The 14578-nt window shown below is 52.3% G+C and carries 5 protein-coding genes; 4 read left to right on the top strand and 1 reads right to left on the bottom strand.

What is annotated here, in order from left to right; translation table 11 throughout:
• Nucleotides 1–51: 51 nt before the first annotated feature.
• The gene (locus KFE13_RS02245; protein ID WP_260705502.1) at nt 52–1395 is read left to right on the top strand and encodes an oligosaccharide flippase family protein; all 1344 of its coding nucleotides are present in this window, start codon (nt 52–54) and stop codon (nt 1393–1395) included.
• Nucleotides 1396–1422: 27 nt separating this feature from the next.
• Here KFE13_RS02245 and KFE13_RS02240 read toward each other — a convergent pair whose 3' ends face one another.
• Nucleotides 1423–2784: an O-antigen ligase family protein gene (locus KFE13_RS02240; RefSeq protein ID WP_260705501.1), complete on the bottom strand. Its 1362-nt coding sequence runs from the start codon at nt 2782–2784 to the stop codon at nt 1423–1425.
• Between the two features lie 403 nt (nt 2785–3187).
• Here KFE13_RS02240 and KFE13_RS02235 point away from each other — a divergent pair, with 403 nt between their 5' ends.
• The 3 genes from KFE13_RS02235 to KFE13_RS02225 all read left to right on the top strand — a co-directional run bounded on the left by KFE13_RS02235 (nt 3188) and on the right by KFE13_RS02225 (nt 14505).
• On the top strand, nt 3188–5407 hold the full coding sequence (locus KFE13_RS02235; RefSeq protein WP_260705500.1) for a GumC family protein: 2220 nt from the start codon (nt 3188–3190) through the stop codon (nt 5405–5407).
• A 77-nt stretch (nt 5408–5484) separates the two neighbouring features.
• Complete coding sequence (locus tag KFE13_RS02230) at nt 5485–13092, top strand: type I polyketide synthase (protein ID WP_260705499.1); 7608 nt, start codon at nt 5485–5487, stop codon at nt 13090–13092.
• A gap of 36 nt (nt 13093–13128) precedes the next feature.
• The gene (locus tag KFE13_RS02225; RefSeq protein ID WP_260705497.1) at nt 13129–14505 is read left to right on the top strand and encodes a condensation domain-containing protein; all 1377 of its coding nucleotides are present in this window, start codon (nt 13129–13131) and stop codon (nt 14503–14505) included.
• Nucleotides 14506–14578 lie beyond the last annotated feature (73 nt).

The raw sequence follows: 14578 nt of genomic DNA, 5'->3' as shown, positions 1-14578 counted from the left end.
TTGTATAAATCCAGAACGCCAAGGGTAGTAATCATTGTGGGTTTAGAGACTGTGACTGAAGATACGCCCGTCGTACTTCGTGCTCTTGAAAAAAAGGCTTTGCGGGCGTCGTTCTGGTCCATTGTGGAATATGGCTCGGGAATGGCGCTGCGAATCGTCAGCAGCCTTGTTCTGACACGATTGCTTGCGCCGACGTATTTTGGCGAAATCACGCTCGTCATGACACTGATCGTGGGGATTAACCTGCTTTCGGATTTCGGGCTTGCACCGAGCATTATTCAGTCGCCTCATGGGGATGAGCCGGACTTTCTGAACACGGCCTGGACGATTCAGGTGATTCGTGGTGTTGCTATCTGGGTGGTCGCTGTACTGATCGCCTGGCCGATGTCGGTCTTTTATCACGACCCGAAGTTTAAGTTGTTGCTTCCGGTTTTGGCTTTAAGCACATTGATTGGAAGCTTCAACAGTACCAACCTGCTGTCGCTTTCTCGCCACATGGGTGTGCGGCGGTTATTTCTGATCGATGGCAGCTCTTACGTCGTGACGCTGATCGTGACGATTATCTGGGCGTACCTTCGTCCTTCTGTCTGGGCCATTGTGGCAGGGCAGATCGCATCGACAATATTCCGCCTGGTACTGAGCTATATTCCGGCATTGGCCCCGGGGATTCGCAATCACTTTTGCTGGGACAAGAAGGCGCTAAGCAGCATTATTCATTTCGGCAAATGGATTCTGATTGGGACGGCATTCTTCTTTTTTGCTTCGCAGGCGGACCGGCTCATTCTGGGTAAGCTGGTGAGTCTGGCGGTCCTTGGAGTTTATGGACTGGCGTATCAGTTATCGGATGTACCCCGGTCGATCATGCTTGCCCTGAGCTCGCGCGTGGCGTATCCGTTTGTGTCGAAGATCGTCCATATGGAGAAAGACGAATTTCAGCAGAAATTTTTCTTCTATCGCTTTTACATTCTGCTGCTGGGCGCATTTCTGCTGACAATGATGGCTGTGTGGGGCAACCTGATCATCCTGCACCTCTATGACAAGCGTTATCACGATGCGGGCTGGATGATTCCAATTCTTGCCATCGGCTTGTGGCATACGCTGATGTATCAGACGACATCGCCAGTGCTGTTTTCGTTGGGGAAGCCGAACTACAACGCATATGGTAATGCGGCCTACTGTGTTGCGATGCTTGTCGGGCTGCCTCTGGCCTTCCATTTCTGGGGCATGGTTGGCGCGGTGATTGCGATTGCTGCTGGAGATTTTCCTCTCTACCTGGTGATTCAAACAGGCGCGACGCGCGAAGGGGTGAAGCCTTTCAAGCAGGATGCCCAGCTCACGGCAATTTTTATCGCGTTTCTGCTAACCTGCTTTACTCTGAGACGCTTGTTTGCCTAGCAATAACCGGATAATGCGGGGCGCTGTCTACGTGTAGATGCGCATGCCCAGGGTTTCTTCGAGAGTTACGGGCGCTTCTAATTTCTGTTGAAGAACTGCAACTCTGGAGAGCGGACGAACGGATTGCGCCCATCCTAAAAAGAGGAAGAGAAGCTCATAGGTTTGCGATCCGAGGAAGACAGTTGTAATCGTGAACGCTATTCCTGCGATGACGCCCAAAAGCGAGAAGACGAAGTGTCGTTCGCGTGGTGATCTGGTTTTGAATCCCATCCAAGTCAGCTTAAGAATGCTGTCGGAGATGGCGAGAATGAGTGCAATAACGCCGAGATAGCCGTGTGCCAGATAGCTAAAAAGATATTCGTTATCGATTGAAATCTGACCGTTGACACGGGGAAAGCCAAGTGCTCCCCAACCCCAGGCGCCGCCTGCTTCGGCGATGGGGAGGTAATTGTCTAAGAGCTGCGCCCGGTATTGAGCTGTTTCTTTTTCGCTGCCATAGTCAACTCGTTTTCCGGAACTGTACTCTTTGGCGGCAAAGTAAGCTGGTATTCCGACAACGATGCCCAGGACAAGCAGGATAAAAGCCCGGCGTTTTGGTATCCGTGCGCATCCAATGGAAGCGACGGCAAGGGCTACGATGGCTCCAAGCCAGGGGCCACGAGCCTGGGTCATTCCGAGGATGAGCGCCAGGACAAAGACGACAAGCCGCGGGTTTTTGAGGGGTCGGGGGCGGATTGGCGCCTGGCCCGGATATCTTCTGTATTGAAGCCAGATAGCAAGAATTAAAGCAGAGAAAAAGACCATACCGGCTAGTTCTGACTGCGAATAAGGACCGGCGACTCGGCCAAAGCCCCAGCGTATCTGCGTAATCCATCCTGCCCACTGGCCAGGATAGAAGTGCCCCCAGAACCACTGATAAGGGTTGGATTTTCTGACGTACTCATACATCGAGAAGATGGCAGCGAAAAAGACGAGTTCGACGATACGTTTGACGGTCTTTGTGCGCAGACCTGTCTGCTCAATGAGCAGCCTGCCAGCCATATAGGGAAACAGACCGGTTGTGATGCTGACGAAGTAGGTGAGCATGGAGGCGCTGGTTGAGCCCGCCCGGTACTCCGTATATCCGGTGGTAAAGACAAAGAACAGAACCCATAGATCGACACGAGAGAAGCGCCATCGAGGCAGATCTGTAAAGATCATGCCGATGCCTAATGGAACCAGGGTAGCCTCAACGATATTGAGCGGAGGGAGACCGGGAATTCTGAGGTAGAAGTCAACCGGAATCAGCAACAGCGCAGGAAGAAAAACATTCAGGAATGCACCCTGTGTTTTCTGGCGCATCATGACGATGATGCAAATAAGGCCTGGAATAAGGGTAATAATGGGCATGCCTGAGCATCTTTTGGGTGCACTAGGTGTGCAGCAGCGACATCGTTACCAGTATATGGATAAAAGACTTCTGGCCATTGAAAAACATATGCAAAAGGAAGGCAGGAACGAGATGGTGAATACTTGAGGGCAGAGATCGAAGTTTTGGTATGATTGCCTCAAGGTCCTTTAGATATTTCCCAGGTTGAACAGAATGAAGTACTTACGACAGCGGGTTGGGCTGTGGGACTTCGCGGGACCTGTTCGAATGGATGCCTTCCGTTGAAATAAAAAGCTACTGCTAAAGAGTGATGTTTGTCTGAATATTTCGTGGAATATCCTATGGAGAAGGCTTTGGCACTTCACCTTCACGACGCGTTGAAGGGCTAGAGCCCGGGCCGCAGGATACGTCTCAAGGAGCCGCATGAATCCGGTAATTTTCAAGCCGTCACCTGAGTCTTCTCGGGAGACTGAGTATGATGTGCCGCCGTCAAAGCAATTCAATGACCTCAAGCGCGAGGTATTGCGTGCCTTCCGGATGCACAGGATACTGGCTCTTGCTGTTGGCGTCACTCTGTTCGCGCTGGTGTTCACCTTTGGGCTGCAACGCGCTCCGTACTATGAAACGAACTCGTTGATCTATGTTCAGCCGGCTAAAGCAAAGGTTATTACGGATGCAAGTGGCGGAACTTATGATTCGATGCGATACGACACGTATATTCAGCAGCAGCTCCAGACGATTGTCCGCTCGGATATTCTTTCGGACGCATTGAAGTCGTTGAAGCCAGATACATGGACTCGGCCCGGAGAATCGGAACAATCTGCGATTACCAGGCTGCAGCATGATCTGAAGGTTGAGAGAGATGCTGGAAGCTATCAGCTCTCAATCACTCTGGATGGGGGAAACCCCACTGTAATTGCGAATATTGTGAATGCAGTTACGAACTCCTATATTCGCAAAGAGCGCCTTGATGAGCTGGCGCAGACCCAGCAGCAACTTGAGGTTCTATTAAAAGAGCAGGCTCGGTTGCAGACAGAGCTAGCGTCTGCCCGCCAGCAGCAGGCGGCATTAAGCTCGTCGCTTGGAGTCGCCGATACATCCGGAGAAAATGGCAATCCTTACGACACCCAGCTTGGAGAACTGAGAACCCAGCTGGCATCGGCGCGTGCGGCTCATGCAGTTGCAGAAGCGCAGCTTTCCTCTCTGGTCAATCATGGTCCTGACTCGTCGGGAGCTTTGAAGGCAGCGGCAGATGACCTGATTGCCAGTGATTCCGGGCTGTCGAGCCTCAAGCAGTCGATTGCGACCCGGCGAAGCAAGCTTGTCAGCGAGATGGCAGGACTGACGCCAAAGAATCCGTTATATAAGCAGGACGAAGATGAGCTCCAACGGTTAGATCAGTCGTTGGAGAATATGACGAATCAGCTGCGCGATAAGGCGGTGCGGCAGCTTCAGGAGAAGTTGAAGCTGGAATCGAACCGAACCGCCGATGTCGTCTCGCGTCTGCAGGGGCAGCTCGCACAGCAGACATCCATCGCTACCGGCAACACGCCGAAGCTGCAGCAGGCAGCGGATCTGGCAGCGCAGATTACGCGTCTCCAAGCTCAGCTGACTGAGGTGGATAGTGCGGTGAATTCGATTCAGTTGGAGAATCAGTCTTCTGGGCTGGTGCATTTACTGCTTCCGGCGGAGGTCCCGCTGAAGCCAAAAGCCAGCAAAAAGATCTTCATTCTGATCGGGGCTTTCCCGTTCGCTTTTCTGGCTGCGCTGGCGACGGCGTTCCTGAAGCAAAAGATGGACCCGCGGATTTATATCGGAGAGGACATTGAGAAAACATTAGGATTTCCCCCGATGGCGGTGCTTCCTGATCCGCAGGAGGTCGATGGGAAAGTTCTTGATGAATTTATGTTGCGGTTTGTGGCTGGGCTGGATCAGGCGCACAGCACGAGCGGTGCAAGAACCTATGTTTTCACCGCGGCCTCGGCCAACATGAATATCACAGACCTGGTGAGCAAAGTCGCTGCCAGGATGGACAAGCTTGGATACCGGACAATGATCCTGAAAGCATCGTCGGCGTTACAAAACCTGACGTTGGCGCAGGGAAGCGCTGATAAGAAGCCGGACGTTGCGTGGGATCGAGCTCTGCTGGACGATCCGGATGAGGCAGGCGAAACGAGGCTTGCGAAGCCTGGGGAACGGCGGTTGATGCGTCCGCGAAGAGAAAGTTTTGTCGCAGAAAACCTCGAAAAACTTAAACAGAATATCGATCTGTTGTTTATTGAAGCGCTGCCGATGAGAACTTCGACCGAAGCTGAATTTGCTGCGCGGTTAGCTGATATTACAGTCCTCATTGCAGAGTCGGCGCAGACAACGCGAGATGACCTGACGGGCAGTCTGGCTGTTATGCAGCGGCTAAGCGTTCCAGGTGTAGCAACCGTTTTGAACGATATTCAGCTGCGGTATGCGGATGATGACTTTATTGCTGTCACACGAAGCGTAGAGAGTCGTCAATCCGAGGTTCGCAGGAGAGAGACAGGGGCTGCGCGTCACTCTCATGAGGATTATCAAGTCAGTATTTACGACACTCCTGAGAGCACACCACAACACCAGGCATCTCAATTCCAGACTGCCGGCGAAGAGTGATGTGCGCTGCGGAATATTTATAAATCTTTGATGCCGGGTTGCAGGCATCCTCTACCAATTATGAGAATGCTGCGTTGATGAGAGCCAAGGTTACTCGATCTGCCGTTGAAACAGACCAATCGATTCAACTCACTCAAGCAGAAGTGAGCTCCCATCGCACTGGGCGAGAGATCGCGATCATCGGAATGAGTGGGCGGTTTCCTGGGGGAGCCAATTCACCGGATTTTCTCTGGGAAGTGCTTCGCTCAGGTGTTGATGCTGTTGGTGAGATGCAAGGGGACCGCTGGGACCTTGGCTGGCATCATCCTGATCCAGGGCGCAATGAACGTGTCTATACACGTGCTGGCGGATTTTTAGACCGCATCGATGCTTTCGATGCAGAGTTCTTCGGGATATCGCCGAAGGAGGCAAGACAGGTCGATCCGCAGCATCGGCTTTTGCTGGAGTTGGCGTGGGAGGCTTTTGAGAATGCCTCACTGTCGCCCAGGCAGCAGGCTGGTACTGACACGGGGATTTTTATCGGCATCTCGGGTAATGATTATGCGCACCTTGTCGGCCCGCAGGCTCCGGATGCTTACTCGAATACGGGAAGCGCGCTCAGCATTGCGGCCAACCGCATCTCCTACATCTTTGATCTGCATGGACCAAGTATCGCCTTGGACACGGCGTGTTCTTCAAGCCTGGTGTGCGTCCATCAGGCTTGTGCAAGTCTGCTGACGGGGGAATGCTCGGTTGCCTTGGCTGGCGGTGTCAACCTTCTGGTGTATGTCCGACCCTGGATTGGATTTTCGAAGGCATCTATGCTTTCGCCATCGGGTCGCTGCAAGAGTTTCGACGCGAGTGGCGATGGGTATGTTCGCTCCGAAGGCGGAGGTTTGGTCGTGCTCAAGCCGCTCGCCGCCGCTGAGCGCGATGGGGACCGCATCCTGGGAGTAATTCTGGCAAGCGGCGTCAACTCCGATGGCAAAACTCTGGGATTGTCGATGCCCAATGGCGATGCGCAAGAGCGCCTATTGCGCAAGGTCTATACGCAATGCGGGGTATCGCCGGAAGATGTGTTCTATGTCGAAGCACATGGCACAGGTACGGCAGTTGGTGATCCGATCGAATGCGGAGCGCTGGGAAGGGTGCTGGGCTCTCCCCGAAAGGATGGATCGCGTTGCCTGATCGGGTCTGTCAAATCCAATATTGGCCATCTTGAAGCAGCTTCTGGCATCGCGGGTCTGACAAAGGTGTTGCTCTCGTTGCAGCACGGGGAGATTCCGGCGAACCTGCATTTTGCGAATCCCAATCCGAAGATCGATTTTGAAGACTGGAAGCTCGATGTCGTTGCAAAGAGGACTCCAATCCCAGCGCAAGAGCGTCCCGTCGTTATTGGGGTCAACTCGTTTGGCTTTGGAGGAACGAACGCGCATCTGGTGGTGCAGGAGTATCGTGCACCGCAGATTTCATTGAAGCGCGAAGCGGAGCCGCCGACGGATTTTCAGCGGGTACTGGTGCTTTCCGGACACTCTCAAGCGGCTTTGGCTGCAGTGGTCCGAGATTATGTCGACCTGTTGCGCAGTGCTTCTGCGCCAAGCTGGGAGGATATATGTGCTGGTGCCGCAACAACACGCTCGCCACAGCGGTACAGGCTTGCTGTTGCAGCGAAAACGTCTGACGAAGCGATAGAGCGGTTAGATGAATACCTCGCGGGTAAAACCGTCCGACGGCTTGCCACCGGAACCAGTGCGCTTCCTGTAGAGCCGTTGGCCTTTGTCTATTCAGGAAATGGGCCTCAGTGGTGGGGGATGGGGCGAGAGCTACTGGCAGAGAATCAGCTTTTCCGAAGCGAGATTCAGGCGATAGACAAGATATTTGCACCGCTTGCGGGCTGGTCGCTGATAGAGGAGATGGGACGGCCTGAGGCAGAAAGCCGCGTGGCGCTGACAGAGTTCGCGCAACCCTTGCTCTTTGCTTTGCAGCTTGGAGTAACTCGTGTGTTGCATGAAGCCGGGATGAGACCCGTGGCTGTGACCGGGCATAGCGTTGGAGAAGTCGCGGCAGCTTATGTATCCGGAGCGCTGACTCTTGAAGATGCAACAAAAGTCATTTTCTATCGCAGCAAGGCGCAGGCCAGAACCGCAGGTGAGGGGCGCATGGCTGCTCTTGGGATCGGTACTGCTGAGGCCCGCGATGCCATACAAGGTATAGATGGCTGGCTTGAGATTGCGGCTGAGAATGCGCCGGATTCCGTTACGGTTGCAGGTGATCCAGTTGCACTGGAGAAATTGATTCGTGTTCTGACCGAAAAGGGAAAGTTTGCTCGTTTGCTGCAACTGAACTATCCCTTTCACACGATTGCCATGGAGCCCATTCGCGAAGAACTTCTCGAAGGACTCGCTGCGATCTGCCCGAAAGAGACGAAGCTTTCTTTCATCTCCACTGTGGATGGCGTGGAGATCTCGGGTAAAGCGTTGGATGCGCAATATTGGTATCGCAATGTTCGAGAGCCGGTACGATTCCGTGAGGCGATAGAAGCTCTTTTAGAGCAAAAGAAGATTGGCGTTTTTCTTGAGGTTGGGCCTCATCCGGTTTTGAAGGAGTACATTCAACAGATAGCGAAGTCGGCAGGTTCAGCGATAGCTTCGTTGCAGACACTTCGCCGGCCGGGGGTGAAGGGTCCAGAACCTGAAGTTGATAATTTGTGGACTGCTTTATGTGCCTGCCATGCTCATGGCGCGATCGATCCGGATCAGGTCTTCAGGAAGCCATTTCCTCCTCCGATTCTTCCTTTGTATCCGTGGCAAAAGACATCCCATTGGCGCGGCAGCGTGATTCTGCCAGATATCCATCAGCCTACTCAGCGCGATCATCCATTGCTTGGATATCGTCTGACTTCGGGAGAGGGTGTCTGGAGCAATACGCTCGATACAAACCAGATCACATATCTGAAGGATCATGTTGTTCAGGGTGCAGTTCTTTTTCCTGCGGCTGGTTACATTGAGCTGGCCTATGCTGCGGCACAAAGAGTTTATGGCGGAGCGGCATTCGATATCGATGATCTCGATATTTCAAGACCGCTTGCCATTCCGCCGCACGGTGATCCGTTGGTACAGACTTCGGTCGATACGGCAACCGGGATCTTCGAGGTACGCTCCTGCCAGGACCAGTACTCCGGTGATTGGCTGCTTCATGTTCGCGGACGAATAAGCCGTAGTGAGGTATCTTCCGCGAAACAACAAATTGGTATCGATCAAATTTCGTCGAAGCTAACCTGCCAGAAAACCTTCGAGGAGCACTATGAAGCAGCAGCGACCCGCGGTCTGAATTACGGGCCTGCGTTCCAGGGAATTACAAAGATCTTGATGAGCCCGCCTGACGCCGCGGTATCAGAGGCGCTCGCCTTTATTGATCTTCCTGATGTCGATCAGGAGTCTTTGCCTTCCTATCGAACGCATCCAGCATTGCTGGACTCTTGCCTCCAGGCTTTAGTGACTTTGGCGGAGCAGCATGAAAAACGAAACTGTGCTGTTTTGCCGGTGTACTTCCAGCATCTGCGAAGCCTCGCTCCGCTGCCAGCGTCAATTGTTTGCCATGTTGTGTTCAGGCAGGAAACAGAAAGATCGATAGTCGCGGATTTTAGGATCGCTGATCCGCAGGGAAATCTTTTGCTTGCCGTTGATCGAGCTCGCTGTGCGAAGATGGACTTCGGGCAGGGAATCGCTTCGCCATTGATATCCGAATGGTGGCGTCTAGATGAGCATGCTCCTCTGCCGTCAGAGTTGCCGGCATTACCCTCGCCTTTATCGATTCAAGATGGCTTAAAACTTGAGCTTGGTCGTCTGGCAGAAGACAACCAACGTTCGATCTTCTATAAAGAAATTCTTCCCCAGCTACACCGGCTGATTAGAGCGCGTCTGGCAGAGATCATCGGAGCTCTTCATCCTGAGAAAGACGCCCTTGATCCAGAATTGCTTGTCCGGTCTGGCTTGGTCCATGCGGAGCAAGTAAATTTGCTGGATCAAATACTAGGCCTTGCCTCAAGGCTTGGAATACTTGTTTCCGAAGGAAAGCTCTGGAGGCAAGGCGTTGAGCTTGCAGCTGAGCCTGAATCTTTATGGGGAGACCTGCTTTATCGATATCCCGCCTATCAGACGGAGTTGATGCTCATCGCTCAGATTTGCGATGACCTGCCCGCAATGCTTCGCGGTGAGCGCCAGGATCGCAGTACGCTGGCTTTAGATAGGCTATTTGATACGCCGCCCTTCCAGCTTACTTACAATCAAATTGCACGAGCTGTGGTGATGGCTCTTGTTCAAGCATGGCCTGGTGATCGGCCGCTGCGAATACTTAAGATCGGTGGCGGTAGCGGTTCGTTATCCTCATGGTTGCTGCCTGTGCTTCCTGAGTTGCGGGCGGATTATCTGTTCACGGATTTTTCAGATGCTGCTATCGAACGTGCCAAGCATCGGTTTAGCAGCTACAAATTTGTCCGTTATTCAACTCTGGATGTAAATTCGGACCTTGTCGATCAGGGAGTTCCGGAGCATTATTTTGATCTGGTTGTTGCAGGCTCTACGCTCGCAAATACTCCTGATGCAGGCTTGTTGTTGAATCGTATGAAGCGAGTCATGACGCCCGATGGACACATGCTGGCCTTGCATGTCCGTCAGGACACACTCGCGGAACTGTTGCTAATAGAGGAAGCACCTTCATTGCAATGGCGGAGCGCAGCTCAATGCTCAGATGAATTGAGCAGAGCAGGTTTTCCAAAAGTTGCGGCCTTTTCTGATGCGGCATATGCAGGCGCAGGGGAATCGCAGCAATCTGTACTGCTCGCTCAAAGAAATGATATTCGATCCGGTCTAGAAGTCTCGAGAAGCGCTAAGAGGGTTGAGTCGGCAGATCTGCGTCGATGGGCGATTCTTGTTGAAGACAATATAAGCGCTGAGCCTCGTGCGTTTAATCAGATGCTGGTTGAGATGATTCAATCGCAAGGGCATACCGTGACTGTGCATGCCCTTGGTTCAGATGCCAGGCTGTGCGCAGAAGAGATCGCGTCCCTTGTATCAGATGAGGCGTTGTCTGTTGTCTATATTTCCTCTGCGTCGTCTCCTGAAGCAGAAAGCGCGGTGTTGCTCGCTACGCAACTACGTCGTTGTATGGCAGTCCTTGATGTCGTACGGGTTCTGGAATCGGGAAGACAGCAAAACACAAATCTGCAGCTCACATTGATTGCTCGTGGGGCCTTTTCCACTGCGTTCGATCAAGGGCCGATCGATCCAGGCCACGCCGCATTGTGGGGAATTGGCCGCGTCATTACAAATGAGCATCCAGGCCTGGGATGCCGCTTGATTGATCTTCATCCTCGATCTTCAGAAGATGAAGCCGCTGTTCTTGCTGAAGAATTACTTCGTAGAGATGATGAGACAGAGGTGCAGCTTGTCTCCGGGTACCGCTTCGTCAACAGAGAACGATTGGTCACGATGACGGACGAGGCGCGCAATGCACCAGCAGCTGCGAAGTCTGAAATAGACGGCTTCCGCCTTGATTTTATTTCACAGGGAGGCTTGGACTCTCTTTATCTCCGTTCTATGGAGCGAGCGGCTCCGAAGGCGAATCAAGTCGAAATTGCTATTCATAACGCTGGGCTCAATTTCCGAGACGTCCTTTGGGCAATGGGAATGTTACCTGAGGAAGCAGTGGAAGAAGGATTTTCGGGACCAACAATTGGAATGGAGTGCGCTGGTGAAGTTGTCCGTGTGGGCTCGAACGTAAAAGGATTTAAAGTTGGCGATCGAGTTGTTGCATTTGCATCATCCTGCTTTGCAAGCCATGTCACTACAGATGTGAATGCTGTAAACCGCATCCCCGACAATATTAGTTTTTCAGAAGCCGCAACGATTCCAACTGCATTTCTGACGGCCTACTATGCGCTCGATCACCTTGCGAATCTGAGGCAGGGCGAATCGATTCTCATTCATGGAGCAGCTGGCGGCGTTGGCATTGCCGCCATTCAGATTGCAAAGCTAAAAGGAGCGAAAATATTCGGTACTGCCGGATCGGAGCGCAAGCGTCGCATGCTCCGGCGACTAGGAGTTGACCATGTTTTGGACTCCCGCTCGCTTGAATTCGCAGACAAGGTGATGGAGCTGACAGGCGGGGCTGGTGTTGACGTCATTCTTAACTCGCTCGCCGGCGAGGCTATTACGAAGAACCTGCAATGCCTTCGCCCGTTTGGCCGTTTTCTGGAAATTGGTAAACGTGACCTCTACGCCAATACACACATTGGCCTACGACCATTTCGAAAGAATTTAAGTTACTTCGCAATCGATGCAGATACGCTTCTTGTCGAACATAGAGATCTGGCGCAGTCGCTTTTCAAAGAGATCATGCAGCTCGTTGAGGAGAATGCTTTACGCCCGCTGCCTTTTGAAAGCATCCCTGTGTCGCGTGCATCTGAGGCGTTTCGAGCAATGCAGCAATCTAGACACATAGGCAAGTTGGTTATATCGATGAAATTCGATGTCTCTGATTTGCTTCCAGTTGTTAACACCAAATCCGCAGTGAAGCCGAACCGAACGTACATTGTTACAGGAGGCCTTGGCGGATTCGGCCTGGCAACAGCCAAATGGCTGGTTGAACAGGGTGCCACATCTCTTGCACTCATCGGCCGGCGCGGAGCCGTTACTGAGGAAGCCATTGCTGGAGTCGAAGATCTCGAAGAGGCCGGCGCGGTTGTAAAGGCTTTTGCTGCTGATATTTCTGATCCCAATTCCTTGTCGGCTGCGATTACTTCCATTCGAGCAACGATGGCTCCTATTGCAGGCATCGTCCACTCTGCGGCGGTGATCGAGGACGCTCCAGTAATGCAGATTACGGAAGATAAGCTTGCCCGCGTCCTCGAGCCTAAAGTTTCAGGGGCCTGGAACCTTCATCAAGCCACGCTGCAGGATCCGATCGACATGTTTGTGCTCTATTCCTCGTCGAGCGCAGTGATCGGTAATCCAGGGCAGGGGGCTTATGTTGCGGGGAATCTGTACCTGGATTCACTGGCACAATATCGACGTTCCTTGGGACGATCTGGTTTGGCAATTGGATGGGGAGCGATTAAGGACGCAGGCTTTTTGACGCGTCATTCCAATGTGGCTGATATGTTGCGAACGCGTACTGGATTAGATGCCACACCTTCGCGGGATGCGCTGCGGGATTTAGGACGGCTTAGTTCAGTTGGCGCTACACGCGTGTGTGTGGCTCGGTTCGATTTGCAACGGATAGGAAGGATATTACCTGGGACGTTGGTTCCGCGTTTTTCCCCGATCATTGCATCAGAAGGCGTCTCCGCGCTTCATGCGGAAGTAACTCTGGCAGATCGCCTGAAATCTACTCCGGCATCCGAGCGACGCAACCTGATGATTGCTTGTATTCAGGAGCATGCTGCCAAGGTTCTTGGAACTGGCGCCGCGCAGATTGATGTAGAGCAGCCTCTGGCAGATATGGGTCTTGATTCGCTCATGGCGGTTGAGCTTGCAGTGGCAATAGAACGTGATCTTGGACAGCCTATGCCTGTAATGCAGTTATTGAGCGCGGGCAACGTTACTTCTATTGCTGATCTTGGCATCAAAGCACTTGCATTCGATAAGAATGATCCAGTTTCGAGTGTTACTTCAAAGGCTCCTGAGTTCAGTAGTGCGCAAGCCTGATTCTTAGCGGTTCACAGGAAGGCACGGTAGCCATTCATGGGAGAAGGCATAGTCGAAAGAAATTGGTTAGATCTCAGCCTTGCTCAGCAAGCGGTATGGTTAGATGCCAAGCTGAACGGCAATATGATCCTGCAACTTGGAGGATGGTCACGTATCCCTGCTCGCTTGGAAGAGGCTTATGTGCGACAGGCCATGTCGCTCGTTATGGCCAGGCATGATGCACTGCGCCTTCGCGTTGATAATGATAGGCCAAGGCAGTGGCTCGACAGCTCAATCGAAGCCCCTTTGAGAATTTCGCCCCTTCCGGATTCATACGATGTTGACGAGGCCTTTCGGCTGTATTTGCAGCAATACATTCGCTTGCCTATGCCGCTTGGAGATCACCCACTCTTTGGCCTCGAACTGGTAGAAGCAGGCGATAATGCCTGTTATCTTATCTGGCGCTTCCATCACCTGATTGCTGACTCGGTATCTACGTCTCTTGCAATGCAATATTGGACGGAGGCCTACCTCGCTCTGACCACCGACGAGCCACGGGAGCTAAGCCCTCCTACTTCCTATCTGCCAGGAATAGAGGCGGACAAAGAATATCTTGCTTCGACGGAATATAAGCAGGACCTTGCATATTGGGTTGCACGGTTCACGCCTCTTCCGCCTCCTCTTGTCGTTGATGATCGGGAGACGGATGAAACAGGCATTTTTTTTGCTGATTGGACCCTCTCCGGAGAGTTGTGGGAATGTTTGCAGAAGCTTGCAAGTGATATAAAAATCGCCCCTTTCCGTATTCTGTTTGCAATCTTTGCTGCTGTTTCGGCAGAACACTATGGCCAATCGGATCTTGTTACTGCGATGGCGCTTCATCGACGTGACCAATCGTCACGTTTGACATTAGGAATGTTTTCGGGGGTTATGCCGGTTCGCTTTTATGTCGCTTCAGGTAAGTCTTTTTTAGAGACCGTTCAAGGTTATAGCGCGCAGATCGATGCCGATCTGCGTCATAAAAGAATACCTGTCGACCATCTTGCAAGGGTGCTCGAGCTATTTCGCCATGGACGTTCGCGGCTTTTTGATATTGTTATGTCGTTTCTCCCAGCCGATCGTGTTCGAAATCATTCTGTAGACGATGAATGGTCGATCAGGTCTGGTGTCGTGGCCGTTAGCGAAGCCAGCCCTATTAGCCTGCACGTGACGGAGTTGGATTCTATGGGGTTACAGATACGAGTATCCGTGAATACGCGTATCGTTGACCCGTCCGCAGCAGAAGCGCTTTTATCGCGGATGCAATATGCTGTTCGTAGCAGCGCTCATGCCCCAAATATATCCGTGGATCATCTTTTCTCGGGCCATTTAAAGGAACATGCGACAGTTGAAAGTCGCGACTCAAATCTCAGTCGTGAAGAATGGATCGTTTAGTTTTCGAGTAGTTCAGAATCTGCAATGTTGAATTATCTGCGGTAGTCCGAATCAGAAGTAGCTCTGAACAAAT

It is taken from the genome of Edaphobacter flagellatus (assembly GCF_025264665.1).
Classification (GTDB): Bacteria; Acidobacteriota; Terriglobia; order Terriglobales; family Acidobacteriaceae; genus Edaphobacter; species Edaphobacter flagellatus.
This window is presented reverse-complemented; position numbering and strand designations above follow the sequence as displayed.

Bases quoted from the DNA above. Each gene is read 5' to 3' on its own strand.
- KFE13_RS02240 (WP_260705501.1), bottom strand. From the start codon at position 2,784: ATGCCCATTATTACCCTTATTCCAGGCCTTATTTGCATCATCGTCATG.
- KFE13_RS02235 (WP_260705500.1), top strand. From the start codon at position 3,188: ATGAATCCGGTAATTTTCAAGCCGTCACCTGAGTCTTCTCGGGAGACT.
- KFE13_RS02230 (WP_260705499.1), top strand. From the start codon at position 5,485: ATGAGAGCCAAGGTTACTCGATCTGCCGTTGAAACAGACCAATCGATT.
- KFE13_RS02225 (WP_260705497.1), top strand. From the start codon at position 13,129: ATGGGAGAAGGCATAGTCGAAAGAAATTGGTTAGATCTCAGCCTTGCT.